General features: G+C 53.2%; 20 protein-coding genes and 1 pseudogene. 1 reads left to right on the forward strand and 20 read right to left on the reverse strand.

The window, feature by feature from the left end; translation table 11 throughout:
* Window positions 1–65 precede the first annotated feature (65 nt).
* The 16 genes and pseudogenes from RDN66_RS15715 to RDN66_RS15790 form a co-directional block, all read right to left on the reverse strand.
* Window positions 66–3053, reverse strand: coding sequence for a phage tail tape measure protein (locus RDN66_RS15715; RefSeq protein WP_308537985.1), 2988 nt, complete (start codon window positions 3051–3053; stop codon window positions 66–68).
* Window positions 3050–3340 carry a DUF1799 domain-containing protein gene (locus tag RDN66_RS15720; protein WP_308537986.1) on the reverse strand — a complete coding sequence of 97 codons (291 nt, stop codon included), beginning with the start codon at window positions 3338–3340 and terminating at the stop codon, window positions 3050–3052. The genes RDN66_RS15715 and RDN66_RS15720 overlap by 4 nt, the downstream gene beginning before the upstream one ends.
* Window positions 3341–3357: 17 nt before the next feature.
* On the reverse strand, window positions 3358–3696 hold the full coding sequence (locus RDN66_RS15725) for a phage tail assembly chaperone (protein WP_308537987.1): 339 nt from the start codon (window positions 3694–3696) through the stop codon (window positions 3358–3360).
* Between the two features lie 40 nt (window positions 3697–3736).
* A pseudogene (locus RDN66_RS15730) lies at window positions 3737–4250 on the reverse strand (KilA-N domain-containing protein).
* Window positions 4251–4465: 215 nt separating this feature from the next.
* Window positions 4466–5398: a phage tail tube protein gene (locus tag RDN66_RS15735; protein WP_308537988.1), complete on the reverse strand. Its 933-nt coding sequence runs from the start codon at window positions 5396–5398 to the stop codon at window positions 4466–4468.
* Window positions 5399–5467: 69 nt separating this feature from the next.
* Window positions 5468–5878: a DUF4128 domain-containing protein gene (locus RDN66_RS15740; protein WP_308537989.1), complete on the reverse strand. Its 411-nt coding sequence runs from the start codon at window positions 5876–5878 to the stop codon at window positions 5468–5470.
* Window positions 5875–6459: a hypothetical protein gene (locus RDN66_RS15745; RefSeq protein ID WP_308537990.1), complete on the reverse strand. Its 585-nt coding sequence runs from the start codon at window positions 6457–6459 to the stop codon at window positions 5875–5877. Before RDN66_RS15745 ends, RDN66_RS15740 begins: the two co-directional genes overlap by 4 nt.
* Before the next feature lies 1 nt (window position 6460).
* Complete coding sequence (locus RDN66_RS15750) at window positions 6461–6811, reverse strand: hypothetical protein (RefSeq protein ID WP_308537991.1); 351 nt, start codon at window positions 6809–6811, stop codon at window positions 6461–6463.
* 1 nt (window position 6812) lies between these two features.
* Entirely contained in the window at window positions 6813–7295 is a 483-nt protein-coding gene (locus tag RDN66_RS15755; protein ID WP_308537992.1) for a DnaT-like ssDNA-binding protein, read from the reverse strand.
* Window positions 7296–7331: 36 nt separating this feature from the next.
* Window positions 7332–7688 carry an Ig-like domain-containing protein gene (locus tag RDN66_RS15760; protein ID WP_308538004.1) on the reverse strand — a complete coding sequence of 119 codons (357 nt, stop codon included), beginning with the start codon at window positions 7686–7688 and terminating at the stop codon, window positions 7332–7334.
* The gene (locus RDN66_RS15765) at window positions 7613–8566 is read right to left on the reverse strand and encodes a major capsid protein (RefSeq protein ID WP_270503795.1); all 954 of its coding nucleotides are present in this window, start codon (window positions 8564–8566) and stop codon (window positions 7613–7615) included. The genes RDN66_RS15760 and RDN66_RS15765 overlap by 76 nt, the downstream gene beginning before the upstream one ends.
* Before the next feature lie 10 nt (window positions 8567–8576).
* A complete protein-coding gene (locus RDN66_RS15770) occupies window positions 8577–9350 on the reverse strand; it encodes a hypothetical protein (RefSeq protein WP_308537993.1) in 774 nt (257 codons plus the stop codon).
* Window positions 9351–9430: 80 nt separating this feature from the next.
* The gene (locus tag RDN66_RS15775) at window positions 9431–10528 is read right to left on the reverse strand and encodes a phage minor head protein (protein WP_308537994.1); all 1098 of its coding nucleotides are present in this window, start codon (window positions 10526–10528) and stop codon (window positions 9431–9433) included.
* A 1-nt stretch (window position 10529) separates the two neighbouring features.
* Window positions 10530–11918, reverse strand: coding sequence for a DUF4055 domain-containing protein (locus RDN66_RS15780; protein WP_308537995.1), 1389 nt, complete (start codon window positions 11916–11918; stop codon window positions 10530–10532).
* Between the two features lies 1 nt (window position 11919).
* A complete protein-coding gene (locus RDN66_RS15785; RefSeq protein WP_308537996.1) occupies window positions 11920–13494 on the reverse strand; it encodes a terminase in 1575 nt (524 codons plus the stop codon).
* Complete coding sequence (locus RDN66_RS15790; protein WP_308537997.1) at window positions 13491–14063, reverse strand: terminase small subunit; 573 nt, start codon at window positions 14061–14063, stop codon at window positions 13491–13493. Before RDN66_RS15790 ends, RDN66_RS15785 begins: the two co-directional genes overlap by 4 nt.
* 23 nt (window positions 14064–14086) lie before the next feature.
* Here RDN66_RS15790 and RDN66_RS15795 point away from each other — a divergent pair, with 23 nt between their 5' ends.
* Window positions 14087–14392, forward strand: coding sequence for a hypothetical protein (locus RDN66_RS15795; RefSeq protein ID WP_308537998.1), 306 nt, complete (start codon window positions 14087–14089; stop codon window positions 14390–14392).
* Between the two features lie 143 nt (window positions 14393–14535).
* On the opposite strand, the gene RDN66_RS15800 is transcribed toward RDN66_RS15795, so the two are convergent.
* The 4 genes from RDN66_RS15800 to RDN66_RS15815 all read right to left on the reverse strand — a co-directional run.
* Window positions 14536–14781, reverse strand: a complete 246-nt coding sequence (locus RDN66_RS15800) for a hypothetical protein (RefSeq protein WP_308537999.1) — start codon at window positions 14779–14781, stop codon at window positions 14536–14538.
* A gap of 93 nt (window positions 14782–14874) precedes the next feature.
* On the reverse strand, window positions 14875–15342 hold the full coding sequence (locus RDN66_RS15805; RefSeq protein ID WP_308538000.1) for a lysis protein: 468 nt from the start codon (window positions 15340–15342) through the stop codon (window positions 14875–14877).
* Entirely contained in the window at window positions 15342–15914 is a 573-nt protein-coding gene (locus RDN66_RS15810; protein ID WP_308538001.1) for a lysozyme, read from the reverse strand. The genes RDN66_RS15805 and RDN66_RS15810 overlap by 1 nt, the downstream gene beginning before the upstream one ends.
* The coding region (locus RDN66_RS15815) for an HP1 family phage holin (protein WP_308538002.1) at window positions 15886–16145 on the reverse strand (260 nt) is incomplete at its 5' end. The genes RDN66_RS15815 and RDN66_RS15810, both read right to left, overlap by 29 nt.

Below are 16145 nucleotides of genomic sequence, written 5' to 3' on the forward strand. Positions count from 1 at the left end.
CATAATATTAACCAGGGGATGCATCGGTGTAACCAGGTACGGTTGAAATTACTATCTCAAACCCCTTATTTGGATTGGAATGTCTTACCCAAGAAACCGTCACTTCGAGCTGCCCTCACTAAGACCTCAGTCACCTTGGCCTCTATTTCCTTTCCTAACGCCCTTGCTGCATCACTCCCATCACCAGAAGTTGTTGATGATGAGTTGCCCTTATTATCGACGTAAATGTCAATGTTGACCTGAGGTTGTGCTCCTCCACCGCCTTGGGCTCGCACACCTAACCGCCCAGCAGAATCTCTCGTCAGTGGCATGATGGCCTCAGGCCCCGCCTCACCGAACACACCACCTTTGGCAAACCTGGCAGCGCCTTGGAATGCAAAATATTGAGGGGAATCGTAGACACCGTTCACATACTGGCTGAGGCCGGGCGAGTCATAAACACCACCTTTAGCATTGAAGGTGACGCCAGCAGCAGCGTTCGCATATGATCCCCCAGGGGTGTTCCCGCCTTTGCTGCCACCGTTTATCCAACCCATAGAAGCCTGCACTGCATAAGCAACCATGAGGCGGTTAGTTACTTCAAGGATCATCTTGAGCATCGACTTGCCGAACTCTTTAACCGATGCTTTGCCGGTTGTCATAAGTTCGGTAAGCATGTCGCTTAGACCTGTTAGCGTGGAACTGGCAACGTTTTTCACGGCATCGTAAGTATTAGTGGCGGCGTCCAGATACTCATTCCATCCGCTTACAGCACCAGCTTTCCAGTCGCCGCGCAGCTTATCCTCTTCGGCGTAGTAATTGCGAAGCGCTGCCAGCTCTTTTTCATAACCAGCATCTTCAAGCTTGCCGCCACCATTAAGCCAGCCTTGACGAAGTTGGGCTTCTTCCATTAGTCGCTGCGTTTGGCGACCACTTAGACCTGCGCTGTCACGCAAGGCGTCGGTCTTTTCCGCCATCTGTGTGACGTACTTGTTCGCCTGCTGTGCCAGCCCGTTAATCTTCTGCTGGGCCTCGACTTCCTTATTCTTTTGGTCAACAACCTTAGCGGCATTCAGAATCGCCTCGCGGCTCGACAGGAGTGACTTCTCCTGCGCGGTGAGGGCTCGGGTTTTGGCGGCCTCGTCCAATTCAGCAAAGCGCGACTGCTGCTTGCAGAGTTCAGTGTTTTTGGCGTGAGTTTCGCCGGTCAGCCGCAGGGTTTCGAGGGTTTCCGTTAATGTTCTGGCCTGCGCACGGTAGTTTTCCAGAGTGCGATCACCGGCATCCACTGTAATTGCTTTGCCCTTTTTGGATGCGTCCTCTGCCAGTTTCGATACCGCATTTTTCGATTCTCGGCTGGTGCCGCCATCGCCGGCGATACCTGCGCCCCTTGCTTCAGCCTCATAATTGGCCTGAGCGTTCGGCGCCGTGACCCGCTTCCAGAGTTCATCGTAGCGTTTTTTATTCGCTGCGATCTCTTTGTCAGCTTCCACCCCTGCCTTTTTCATTGCCTCGACATCCATGCCGAGGAAATTAGCCAACGCACCACCGCCAGGTATCTTTTCTGCCCAACCTGCAACAGTACCTGTGAACTTGGCATCCAGGGAGGTGATATTCAAAAACAGGTCTTTTATCGATGCTTCTACCAGGTTAAAGATATCAATAACCTGATTCCCCCAAGCGCGGACGGTAATGCCAATGTCTCTAAAATTGTCGGATGCACTTTTTTTCAGCGTATCCCAGACTCTGCCGATGTTATCAGTAGCCTTGTTCGTTTCTTCAGCACGCTTGCCCATAACATCAGCGTAAAGCTGAATGGCCTCAGCTACCGCAGCCTCTTCCCCCTTCTGCTTACGCAGTTGAATGATGTGCTTCATCATGGCTTCATCAACAAAGCCTAAGTGCTCATTCAGGCTCGCTAGGCCTTTTACCGGGTCGCTCACAATCTTGCCAAAGTCGGACATTGCAGCTTTGGTGTCACTGCCCGCCTTGCCCATCAGTGTGATGGAAGTGGCGATCTGCTTCATCTGGCTGGCGGTATATTTGCCAGTATCATTCAGCGATACCAGTGTATCGACGGTGGAACTGATCGAGGTGTTGGTCCTGCCGGCCACTTCTTCGGCAGCCTGGTTGAGCTGCTGCATTGAGGAGAAACCAGCGCCTCCCATCATGATGACGGAACGGGCAACCTGGTCGAACTGCTCTGATGAACTGTACGCAGCGGCAGCCAGCAGGCCGATCGTACCAATCAGACCGCCAAGGGCTATGGTGGTCGGGCTAATCATGCCGGTCATGCTGCGAATGTATTCGCCCACCCCCGACAAGGCACCCTGCACCGAGCCGAACTGGTCTTTAATCTGCCCACCCTGCTGGAGCAGGATCAGGAACGGAGACTGACCACCAGCCAGCTGCGTCGCTATATCCGTTAGCTGTGCCGGTAGCATACGCATAGCGTTACGGTATTGCCCTGCGCTGGTTGCACCGCTTTGCCAGGCCTTTTCCTGTTCTTTGAGTTTCGCCAGCATTGGCGCGGCTTGTTGAGATACCCCCAATTGCGCCGCTTTCAGTTCCAGCATTTCGGTGCGGGTTTTACCGATTGCCGAGGCTTGTTCTTCCAGTGAAGCGATAAAACTTTTACCAGCGGCAGCGGCACGTTGCGTAGCCAGAGCCTGTTCAATTCGTGCCCTGCCCTCTGCGGTCTCGGACTCCATGACCTGCGCCAGTTTTGAGCGAGTCGTCTCCAGCACGCTGTTGTAGCGAGTGTAATCCTCATCGCCCACCAGCCCTTTACCCCGAAATTTCGCAAGGTTTGCCTGGATGGTATCCAGTTCATCCAAAGCTTTGTTGACCGGGCTGATCTTATTGAGCAGGTTTTGTAGTTCCTGCCGTTGTTGCTTCAGACTTTCGGTATTCTGCTTTTGAGTACTGGCGCCAGCCTTAAAGCTGCTGTTCAGATCATCTGCTTTACCTGCGGCCGCCGCTGCGGTGTCCTGAAACTTATCCAGCGCCTGATTTCCACGCTCCAGATCACCGGTATTAACGCGAAGAGAAATAGTGGCGATATCGTTACTCATTGCGGCCTCTCTTTATGCATAACCTTGAGTGCTTCGCTTTCCATGATTTGAAGGTCAGCCATACAGGCCGCCGCATCCTCTACCCCATGTATCTGGAACATCCAGGGGAGGACGTTGTAATCAAGGCCGGTTGCCCCGCTCGCGCCAACTCGCCATTGGGTCGCCAGCGCGGAGAAGATGGTGAAGGCTTTCCATACCGACGGCAGGATCCCCACCTTTTCCTCTACGTCCTCAGGCGTTAAACCAAAAGCGGCTAACTCCTCGAGAGTCGGTCCCGGCGTATACATCGCTGCGGCGACCTGCCTCAGTTTTTTTCGCGAAAGCCCATCAACTCTTTCGTATAGGCCATGCCAATACTATCGAAAGCGCGTGGGTAATTTTTGAGGAGAACAATCACGTTTTCACGCGTGAACTCGTCAGGCAGCGCCCAACCTTCCGCGATTTCCATCAGATAATCAGCCTGAGGCTCGACAATGTTCTTTTTACCGTCTGCTTTTTTATGCAATTCGGCATCCATCTCGCTCAATTCTTCGAGTGTTTTATGGCGAAAAGTGAACGACAGCTGACCATCTTCAGCACCGGCACGTGGGATACTGGCAGTAGCGGAAAAAGTTGGGTTTGGGATCAGAGAAAATTTAGTCATTTCGGTTCCTTAGAAAAAAAGAAACCCGCTGGAGCGGGTCTTAGTTAATGCCAGGCAGATACATCTGAACTTCGTCAGCGACGCGTTCCCGTGCTGTATACAATAGTTGTTTGCGACCACCACTCCCCCACCGGGCCATTTGGCTGGCGCACTGGCTGATCTGTTTGGTTTCGGTATTGATGATGTGGTCGATTTTGTTCAGGCGGGACATGGCACTGATGCCGTTTCGGATCACCATCTGAAAGGTTTGGTACACTTTTATTTCGAATTCAACACTAAGCCATGCGGCATAGCGAATCGCCACCAGTTCTAACCCCCCATATACCAGGCTGAGCACCACCTTTGATAATCTTGACCGAAGCTATTTTTGTAGCTTTGATCAGTTCTTGCGCAAATTTTTTAATTTGCCCACTTTTGATAAAGTTACTTGGCCTCTGTGATTCCGTGGCTTTGCCTTCAGCCACTGCGGCAGCGTGAAGATCATTGAGGTTGTAGCGCCCTTCGTCATCAACACGAACGGAAACGCCATTAACTGACACGGTTGGATAAGTCATGATGTGTACCTTTTAAAAAGCGAACCTGTTCACACAGAAAAGCCGCCCCAAGAGGCCCACCGGCACTAACGGCAGTTCTCAGGATCGCTTTCTGAAAGGTTCTTGGTTAAGAGAGCGCGTGTGAAGGCGCAGTTTGATAAGGCGGGGATTACGAATACAGAAAATTCGCCAGCGGTACTCTTCAACAAAAGAGCCCGGCGAACCGGGCTATTTGATTAACTGACAGTGACGGCGCATGCCCCAGAGGTGATGGTCTTGCCCGCAGCGTCTGTGACTTCGCAGGTATAAGATCCAGCATCAACGGATGCAACGGAAGGAATGTTAAACGCCGAAGACGTTTTCCCAGAAAGTACTGTGGTCCCCTTCTTCCATACATAGGTGTATGGCGCGGAACCACCCTGCATGACTACCGCAAGATCCAGCGCATCGCCCGTCGCGACATCCATTGACGCAGGTAAGTCGGACAGGAAAGCCAGCGGCGAAGCGGAAGAATCAGCAATCGGGTAAATCTGCATATCCGACTCAAAGTTCATTCGCGCTTCATTACTTTCCACGGCGTTGATTTCGGTCTTTGGAACCTTCTGGAATGACACCTTGGCAGAGTAGAAACGATCGGCCTTGCCACGCGGGTTATGGAACCAGATGGCGGTGGTATCGCTCGACTCGTCCAGTTCAATCAGTCGCGCGTAGATAGCCAGTAGCGGATCATGCGCAAACGAATAAACCTGCACAACGGCGTTTTTAAACGTCGGAATGGTACGAGCCTTATCATCCTCCAGAAACTGCACACTGATCGTTTGCTGGTCACCGCCCTCAGTAGATAGTGTCATCACCTGTGGCATAGTGATCCATGAGTCGATTTTACGTAGCGTGCCAGCACCGGTCCCCGCCGTGAATTTATTCGTGTCTGAGGTATTAAACCCTTCCAGGACAACTTTAGTGCCGCTCACTGATTTAACCCGCAACACCATGTTATCGAGCCTCAGCCAGCCTGAGTTAACCTGAATAACATCCCCGGCGGCAATACCATCTGCCGACGCAACAGTCAGTTCGCACTCGGTCGCATTGGATGCCGCTGTGAATATAATCGGCGCAAGATAGGCCTTGGCCACGTTTACACGCGACCCATTGGGAATTGCAAATGCCATTGCATTCTCCTGAATTTAGGTAATAAAAAACCCGTCAGGCGACGGGTCATATCGGTGACATAAAAGCGATTAGCTGACGATATCAGCCTGATAGTTCAGGCTGACGGGGATGGAGTAGGAAACAGCGGTCGGGATACCGCGAAAGATTACGGGCGTGCTGGTGATCCAGCAGGTAAAGCCATCGCCCTGCAGTTCCTGCCCTTCTGGAAATAGCGCTGCAACCTGACGCGCCAGCGCTACAGCGTCCGATCGCCCGGTTCCGGCAGGGGTCACAACATTAACCTGGTACACCCCGGAATAAGTCCGGCAATTCAGGCCAAGATCCAGAGTCCTGGGCGTTGCGGGCATATCGTGAACCACCAGATAAATTCCGGTAGCCGGCGGCGTGAATTCGATATTTTCCCACGCGACGGTGATGTTCGCTGCATCTGCCCAATTTCCCAGCCTGGCGGCCATTGCCGACGCAATATCAGGAATCACTTCGGCACCTCCCTGACAGCCTCTTCAAAGAAGCGCTGGAATTCTGCTGCGGTGATCCGCACCATCCCACCGGGTGCCTGCGCGGAGTACCCCATTTCAAGTGGGTATGCGTACGGGACGTTGTTGCAGAAGTAGATGGATTTCATACCAACCTTGAACAGTGACAGCGTATAGTTGCCCGCTGCTTTTGTCAGGTCGCCTGTCTTATCTATTCGCCCGGTTTCGTCTGTTGTAGGTGCATCAAAAGATACCTGCCAGTTACCGCGAAAACGCCCGCCAGTGTAGCCTGCCGGAGCATTGATTTCCATGCTGTCGCTTACGCGCGCTTTCTTCTTCAGTCGTCCAGTTTTAGTGCGATTTGCCGGATCCATTAACTGTGTCTGATTGTAGTCGTAAACGGCTTTGTTATAGGCAACGGCCGTCTGGTTCACTTCCCACAGTTCCGGGTTGCCGACAGGTGACATCATCACCAACTGATTGAGTATTTTGATACCAGCAGCACGCACCACGGCTTCCTGACTGACTTTGGCCTTATTCACGAATGCCGTGATTTCAGCCATAAATGCGGCGTTCTCTCCCATACTAAGCCCTCAACTGCGCTTTATAGCAGAGTACCAGGGAGGCAGGTTTTGCCGGATTCGGTTTGATAACGCGGTGTAGTATGCCGTCGATATCCACCAGGTCACCGATTTTAATTTCCTGCTCTGCCGTAAAAATAATCTGCACATCGCCGTTAACGATGACCGTTCCATCAATTTCGCCCGGCGCATATTCGGTCTTCACGCCCACCGCGAAGAACTGTACCGCATCAGTTTTATGCTCAATGCCGCCGACTACTTTTACTGAGCCCTTGCGAGTGACGTTGTACGTCGAGCCGCTCTGCCTGAGCATGCGGGTTGTTCTGGCCTGCATACGTTGGTAATCAAACGCCATATCAGGCCCTCTCTACAAATGCATTGATGGAGTAACCACGACCACCAGCGAAGTCGCCCAGCAGCGCCATGACAGCAGGATAAGACGGCGTGAAGACTTCACCATCTGCGACCGCATAGGTCATGGTGACAGCACCTTCCACGCGTTCAGTTTTCACAGCAGCCTCGCGCACGCTGGAGAGTAAATCGCCGTCGATTGCCTCTACTGCCAGCATGCACTGCGCGGTTATTACCTGGCGCGGAACTTCATCCGGCGGGAAATCATGTTCATCCAGAACGACATTCACGCGTGGCCATGCCAGAGTCTGTCTCGGATCAGCTTTTGAGCCAACCCAGTCCAGCCCTTCCAGGTAGTCCATCGCTTTAATCAGCAGAGGTATAAGGCTGTCCGGCAACTCTATGCCACGTAGCGCGCCGAAAGCTATTAATTCGGCTTCAGTGGCATAGCTGTTGGCATCCTGGGAAGTGATATCGGTATTGATCATCGAATCATCCAGTTTATGGGGCTTTTGCCCCATGCGTTATTCACCGGAAGGCGCAGTGAAGGTGATCTCTTCAGTGGTTTTCGCCACACCGTCAACCGTGCCGGTTACCGTGAAGGTGCCAGCCGCGTCTGACGTGAGTTTCACCGTTGCACCACCAGCAGAGCCTGTCTGTGAGCTGGCAACGCTCAGCGAGCCGCCCGTGGATGTCCACGCGACAGTTTTGCCGGAAACGCCGGAGCCATTCAGGGTGTATTTGAGAGAAACGGTGACCGCATCGGTGCTGTCAGCAGTTGCGGAGGTTTTATCCGCTGACAGCGTTACTCCCCCGCTGCGGCCGCCAGCTTGATCAGCACGCCAGCCGTAGATTTGTTGCTGGTGAAGTGTTTCTTCCAGTTCGCACCAGTGCCGATTTTTGTCAAGTCAGGGTTGACGCCCTTCGTTTCATCCCAGCTATAACCCAGCAACTCAACGTTGACCGTGCCTTCTGCACGATAGCCGATTGCAAGGTTCTCCTGGTCGTTGATGTCGTAGGAACGAAAGCCCGGAGCCTGTGATTCAGTTACGGACACTGCACCGGCCACCAGCCCCAGAATCGCATCAACTGGCATAGTGTCGGTCACCAGAACCGGTTTACCCAGCGTACCAGGCTGACCGCCGTACACCACCACGCCCGCTTCTTCGTAGATTTTGTTGTCGATGGCCTGATCAACAATGTCAAAGTAGGTGGTGGAGTGCATGACGAACAGGGAGACGCGGTTGAACTTATCGCCATAAGTACGCAGCCCGCGAGTCAGCGTTTTTTTGCCGTCAGTGGCAATGTCGGCGGTAACGGTCATGTCGGCGTTCGCACCAATGGCAGCAATCAGCCCCTGAAGAGCATATTTGATGTAGCCTTCCAGCGTGGCATCAGCAACATCGACGCCGACCACTTCAGAGAATTCATCGACAGAACGCCCACGGCGTTTAAACGCCTCTTCAGTGGTTTCATACGGGCCGTATTTCCACGGTGCTTTGATGCTGACAGACTCACCGGCACCGATTTTTTTACCCGTTACCGGGTCAGTGGAATTAACGTCGCGAGATTCGATAGAGCCGCCAACTTTATAGAAAGCACGTTTGCGGAGATCACCTTCAATCAGTTCGTTATCGAGAATGATTGCGCCATTAGAGGCGGCGTTGAATACCTCCAGATTATCCTGGCGGCGCTCAAGAAATGCAGTTTGCGCGAGGTCATCATAGATAATCAGGTCGGTGTTTACAGTTGTAGGCATGGATTAATCCTTACTTAGGCAATTTGAGATAGGCCTGCTGGCCGTGCTTGCGGATGTACTCCGCTTTATTGCTGGCGCTCATTTCGGAACGTTTCAGGCTACCTCCGCCGTTCCCCGGTTTGTGTCCACCAGCGCCAGTACCTTCAGCACGAGGGAACAGGTGCGGAGCCGTCTCCTTGAGTGACTCCGCCCACTCAAGCGGGCTAAGTGGGGTTTTGCCGTCTTTGCCGAACAGAACATCGCCATTTGCATCAACTGCTACGGCCTCGCCTTCGTCGTTGAGCTGGAATGTGCCTTTGGCACGTAGGATCAGATCGTCGGATGCTTCCGGCAGCGCGCCTGTCTTCGCAGCTGCAGCTCGGATTGCATCACCCAGGACGCGGTCCCGGAATTTGTTGGAGAACGCTTCAGCTTTGTCCGCGCGTTCATTTGCGGCTTTAATCTGCTTATCGACATCAGCACGCAGGCGCTCGGTGCGCTTATCGAGCACCTCATCAATTTTTCCGGCGGCGATAAGCTTCGCCTCTTCGTCGTCAGAAAAACGCTGCAAGATGCCGCGCACCGCGTCTGGATCGATACCTTCAAATCGGGACAGGTTTTCTTTCTGCTGTTTAATGGTGCCCAGCAGTTCGCTATTTTTCGTTTTGAGTCCAGTGACTTCGCTGGTCACGCGCTCATCAATCAGCTTCTGGATTTCAGGAGTGATTTCGATACCACCACCGCCGCCGCCCTCACCGCCGCTTTCAGGTGCGTAATATTTCAGAAGCATGTTTCGAATTAACATAATTTCCCCTCGGGATTTTGCCGGGCCTCGCCCATAAAAAAGCCCCGGCGGATGCCAGGGCGTGGAGTAAGATGTGATTGTTAGTTGTCTGTGCCTGAGAGCTGCTTCAGACGTTCCAGGCTGATCCATTCGCCTTTGTCAGTGAACATATCAGCCAGGTCGATTTCACCCGCGCGGAACAAACGGCCACGCTCGGGACCCAGAACCTGATCCTGGCGTTGTGCCGGCTGGCGCGCGAGCCATTCCAGATATGATGTTTTCCCCGGTACCTGTCCATCCATGCTGGCACGAGTCCCCTCGTCCATCTCGTCGATATCGATGCCGAGTTCGCGCCACGACTTGAGAATCAGGGTTTCAGTAGAACGACAACAGAAATGAATCTTCCCGGGTCCCTGTAGGTAAGGCACCTTATGCCCGACCGGTTTGTTATCCAGGGTGTAGCGCAGCAGGTCACGAATAATGCAGTCGTGGCTGGTTTTATTGTCCAGTGTGGACAGCCACTGCTTACCTTTTACGATATCGCTGTTGGCACTGGTGAAGCTGTTGCGTGCTGTGGCAGCCAGATGATTCACGGCTGTTTTAGCGATGCTGGCGGCGTTTGCCCTGCTCATCTGCAGCGCGCCGTCGCGATAATCTTTGTTGGCGTGGCCACGAACACTGCGCGCGATTGTTTCTGCCGTGTCGCCGGCAAGATACCCCCTGCGGACGGCGTTCACGATACGCGCAAGCCTGTCCGATTCCAGATTCTCCGCCCACTCACTCAGCAGCCTCCCCTGAAAGGGCTGTGCCATAGCCGCGGCATACACCATATCGGAGGTGATGCCCTGCAGAGGATAGTGAGACAGGACCTGTGATGGCAGAAGGGAATCGAACAGGCTCAGCTGATAACTGGCTTCGTTCTTTGCCAGCGCCACCAGCTCACTCTCGAGCCCTGCCTGCATGGACGCTACGGCCTGATGGTTAAGCTCACGCACGCTGCCCAGTAAACTCTGCAGACGGCTAACGGTGAAGCTCTCAGGAGGCAATCTGTCCAGCGCATCCAGTAGACGTGCCGACAGGTCTGCGTCCGTCTCGTTGAGCAACTTCACCATCCGGTTTGCCACGCCTGTTGCATAGCGGCTTAACCAGACGGAATGTGCGATCGACTCATCGCGCAGGCTTTCGTTTGCGGTTGCCATATCAGCCCCCGGTCAGCGTGGGGGCCTGATTGCGAAGCGCATCAATAACCTCGTCCGGACTGTCGGCCGGGTCAATGAGATCGAGCTTCTGTAATGCTCGAATCATATCGGTATCGCGCAGCGCGCCGGACTGCCAGGCATTCACAATAGCGGTTACCATGCCAGACTCGGCAACCTTCGCGATGAATTCCTGGTTGATGGTGTAGGCTGGCTCATCGCCTTTAATTCCCAGATATTTTGCGCACCAGCCCAGCGCCAGTGTATAAGCCTCTGATACGTTTGAAACGCAGATACCGAGCACCGACGTTGATGCGCTCTGTTCACCGCTCGCCTGGGTTGCCGTCTTCGCCGTGGCGTTCTGCTCAATCAGCCGGGCGCCCAGCTGCACCATGTAGTCGCGCTTGCTGTCCATGGCCTCTTTAGCCAGCATGTTGGGCTGCGCCTGGGCGTAACCAAACGAGCCTTCTTTGGGAAGCAAAAGCGGTGATCGGGAACCAATTTTCACGCCCTTCTTCTCGAGGTGGTCGCGCCAGTTGGTATCTAGCCCGGTCATATACGGCTGCACCTGGCCACAGAACCACACGCTGTCTTCATAGTCAGCACTGTTACGGTAATGACCGTGGTTTATTTCCACCAGCGCAGCCAGCGGAGAGTCATCGATAGTGGGATCGTTGTTCTGGGCGCCGACAAAGGTAAACGGAATTTCATCCCAGTAGTCCTTTCCTTTGGGTTTAGGATGATATTCGCTGTCGACGGTGTAGGTTCCGCTTGCTGTGCCACCTGCCCGGCGCCATACGCGGCATATGAACCGCCCTTCTTCCAGCGCCAGCTCGCGGTACTGGATTTCATCCTTGAAAGCGTAACCATCCGGCTCTTCTACGCATTCGCGCAGGACCACCAACACCAGCTGATCGCGTCCGTTAATACGCTTTGTTCTCCAGTTGATGATGTTCTCTGCCGGATAGCGGAGGATGATCGCCTCATCGGAGGCTTCAGCGTAATCGACGTAAATGCCCTCTCGCGCAACCTCCAGCACGTTCTCGGTCACCAGCTGCGACTGCTGGTAAATACTGGTGCCGGCCCCGTCAGCATTGTCTAACAGATATTTGAGCTTCTCCGGGCCGTTAAAGGTGGGATCCTTTCGATACGTCATGCCAAGCATGCCGATCTTCGTATTGCCGGCAATGGCATAGAACACCGCGCGGCTCAGATAGTCCTCATTACGTTTACGGTTGCGCGTGGATTTATCGGTTGGGTCGAGATACGGCAGATATTTATTACCCGCCGCTTTTACGGCCTCAGCTCCTTTGCAGAAGTCCCTGTATTTCCTCCAGGCAGCTGAAGCCGCCCGGTGTTCTGGTCGAACCCAGGTGATGTCGTCATTTGCCATATCAGAATGTGGTATCCATGGTGATTGAGTATGCAGGTTTAGGGGGATTGTGCAGCACGGCGTAACGAGTACCATCCCAGTCGTGGTCTTCCTGCTGGGTATCGACGTCATCAGGGTTCTTACTGTCGCGAACGAGAACCGGCACTCGGCTTATCCACCCCCGGCAGTAGTCGAACACGTAGAATGCTGGCTTCTCAGGGATACCCGATTCCAGCTTTTTACCTTCAATGACAGCCTCGAGCATGTCAGCAAACAGGGCCGCGCCGTTCACGCGCGATCCCGGCTTCTTGTTGGATGGAACCCACTTAACTCCCTGGGATTCCATCTTCTGGGCAATGGAAAGTTCGTCATCGCCGGTGTTATAGATAGCACCGTCAGCAGGACCTGGAACAACCTTCTTGCAGATTCCGGGCATGATATTCAGTTGCCCCTGCGTTACCCCGTTGAGTTTTATCTCTTCAGGTTCAGACAGTTCTTCGCCCACCAGCCGCTTATCCACCCAGGCCACACCCTTAGCAACGTTGGTGGATGACATGTTCAGGCCTTTGTTGAGCTCATCAGGTGGGCAGCCATACCACTCACCAATCAGGATCAACGACCCAGCAGGCGGGCAGAACTGACGACCATCAGAGAGTTCTGCGGCGGTTCCGTCGGCACGCGCCCACCAGAGGTTGGAGAATGGCTTCGACTCCCCCCAGTCATGGGAGCGGTCAACAGTCCAACTATCCGGGATACGGAACGGCTTAATGACGTGGAGTGCTGCATTCCAAAGGTGGTCAAAGCGCCCACCACTGGTGACATCCCAGGAACCTTCCACCCATGCTTTGCGCCGGTTGGGATCCTTGATAGCCATCAGCGTCGCAATGTACTGCGGATCCAGATACGGGTTCTCTTTGAACGAGCCATGAATCGCCACACGGGTAAGCGTTACGTCCTCTTCCCGTTCGGTCTGCGGGTTAAACACCTTCTGCGTTTCGCGAATGATGGTGCCGCGCGGTGCTGGCTCGATGAAGCGCTTCTTCACCCAAGTGTGACCGATGCCAAAAGGGTTTGTGGTGCTGAATGTCTCCAGGGGGATCGGCTTAAGTAGCGAGCCATCCTCCAGCGGGTAGTTTTCCGGCCGGAACGATGAGCGCCGGCAGGAGAACATCATTTCGTAGAACTCACCCGACTGCTGTTTGGTCAGCTCGTTAAATCCGATGAACGGGAATTCCTGACCGTGGTAGTCCCAGTAATCGCCCTCTTCCTTGCCGAAGCGGAACAGCAGCTCTTCGCCGGTAGGCCACACCCAACGCAACTCAGATGCTGACGCCAGATAGCGCGCACCGTCGTTAAACAGGCGGTACATACGCTTCGACTGGGTGATGATGTCGGTGAGGTTCTTATACTCGGTATCGAATATCACGCCACGCCAGAACGAACCATATCCTAAGCCGACCAGACGCCGGAAGCGCGCCAACTGCGCAGCGGTTTTACCTGGTCCGCGCGTCCCCTCATAGAGGATTTCGTTACACGGGCAGCTCAGGGAGAGCGATTGCGATCCCGGCAAAGGTTTCCAGACGGCTTTGTAATTCATCCACCAAGAACCCCGCTCTGCTGCTTCTGTGCTGCCGCTTCCCAGTCGTCTACGTTATCGCAGGACGGGACCGGCATGATGCTGTGGGTTGCCGTGACTTTCTGCTCAACCTGTTCTTTGAATGCCTGCACGCGGACGTGTTTGCCCAGCAACTCGAGGTTTTTCACCTTATCTGGCCACTTAATCTTCTTGAGGATGGTCTCAGCCGTCTCTTCATCGAAGTTCTGAATGGTCGTGCTGATATCAAGCCCGGTGAGCGTCGTTCGCCACGACTTGGGCCATAGGCTAATCACCTTCAGGCTGCCATCATCGTTAAGGATGTCCAGAACATCCATCTGGTCGATTTCAACCAAGCGCCGCAGCACATAATCAGCATCAATACCAACAACTTCGTTGCGCTTCGTTTTCAGTTCGGCGATTCTGTTTTGGATGTCAAGTTTTGACAAGTTCTGGGCGGCGATGCGGTTCGCAGTTTTAAAGCTGTACCCCGCCCGAATAGCCGCCTGCGTGGCGTTTAAATCGATGAGGTACTCGCGACAGAACATATCTTGTTTGTCGGTGAGTGCCATTGTGAGACCTTAAGGAAAATAAAATGAATAATTTAGATTCACCATTTATCGAAGAATATGGCTCTGCTGGGATGGGTTCTGACAAGCACGACATTAAAATACGACGTGATGCAGATTGCGATCCAAACCTCAAGGATGACGAAAAGCCCGTGTTTGATCGGAATGTTATTTATAGCGTTACTATCACCTACCCAAACGGCACAACTGCCCCACACAAATCCTTGAGTCTCGCTAGAATACAAGGCTTCATACGAGATCAACTTAACAACCTTTCAAAAGGTGATGTTGATAAGTTCTTTAACTCAATAGATTGGAATGCGTTAAGCTAGTTTTCAACTCATGCAATTATTCTATTGAAAGAGGTACGAGGTTCAACTTCAACTCACAGGAGTGAACGAGTATAAAGTCATTGCCATTACGATGGTTCTACCCATGGTGATGGCAATAAAAAACCGCCCGAAGGCGGTAATATTTAATCTTCTTCAGGACCTTCGGATTCATCGAGTATCCATACTGGTATTTCTACGCGATCGCCAACGTTCCAGGCTTTCTCCTGAAGGATGTCTTCTGGAGTCCCTTCCGGCACATTGAAGTAATATGAGTAGGTCATGTCACCTGAGTTGCCAGTGTCTTCATGGACGTCATCCTCATCCAGTCCCATTTCATCAAGTTGATCGTCTGTGAGGTCCAAATAAACAGCTAACTTAGATTGTTGCATTTTTCGACTCCTCAATGGGTGAGAAATCAGTAAAACACAGCAATAAATAATTGTAAAACGATGTATTTATTGACGTAATCGTCAATGTGCATACTATTTCACACACTGAGTGTTGATGTATTCCTGCAAGACTCTCAGTGCTGTTTGGTCACTGATGATTCCGGATCGGATACCGAGAACGTTGCGTCCAGCAGTGTCAGCGAGTTCGATGGCGGCATCATTGCCCATGCCGGTGGCGCTGGCGGTTTTGGTTGTGGCTGGCACCGGACACTTGCCTTTGACGAGCACCCGACCACCATTATCAAGCTTGCGCTGCAGAGCATCATTTCCAGCTTTCGCATTGGCTAATTCCTTCGTGTATTTCTCATCGAGCGCGGTGACTTCGCGCTGACGCACCTGCATGTCGGTGATGGTGGCGTTCGCCAGGCTCAGCTTTTCAGTTGCCGCGTCCCGCTGATCTTTGTAGGTGATGGAGTTATCGCGGTAATGGTTCGCCAGCAGACCGAGGCCGATCAACAACGCAAGAGCGACAGCGCCGACAATCCCGATAATCTTTTCCATCAGAACACCCCCGGTATTGATACAGGAATGCCCGGGTTAAGTGGCCCGAATCCATCATCCAGCTTTTGCGGCTTCTCCCCCCACAGGCAGACCTCTCGCTCAATTTCGCGGCGGGTCGCCAGCCCCACCCACTTCTTCTTCCCGGCGTAAATCCAAGCACGCAGTTGATCACATGCACCTTTGGTATCACCCTGGTTGATTTTGCGTAACAGTGTGGATGTTTTGAAGTTGCCAGCGCCAACGTTGTAAATGAATGAGTAAAGCGCGCCTTGAGTTGTCTCAGGGATTGGAACCTTGATGTATGGGGTAATCTGGCGCGCGACGGCGTTCAGGTCTTTATCGAGCAGCGCCTGACATTCTGCTTTGGTGTAGGTCTTGCCGAGGATAATGTCTTTGCCAGTATGGCCCCAGCATACTGTCCAGACGCCAACGACATCCTGATAGGGAGCGTATCGGACGCCTTCCAGCCCATCATTACCGCTTGGTCCAGTAATCAGCGCCGCGGCAATTGCGATAGCTCCTGCTGGAACTGCTGCAATAACGCTATTCCTCAGCTTTGTTGACATAACCATTAAGCCGATCCTCCCGCTCTTTTCGTCGGTAATACCAGTTCACGCCACAGGTGATAACGGTGCATGCGATACCGACAATAATCGCCCAGTCACTTAAACCGAGTCCCGCCATTTTGTCGGCCAGCATCCACGATACCTCTTTAGTTATTTCGGCATGGGCCTTTGCAGAGACACCGCAGCCAGTCAACGCGGTTCCCGTCCCATATGAAAGTCTGCTGTAAATTGTGCTCA

The sequence above is a fragment of the uncultured Kluyvera sp. genome, assembly GCF_902485085.1.
In the GTDB taxonomy this organism is placed as follows: domain Bacteria; phylum Pseudomonadota; class Gammaproteobacteria; order Enterobacterales; family Enterobacteriaceae; genus Kluyvera; species Kluyvera ascorbata.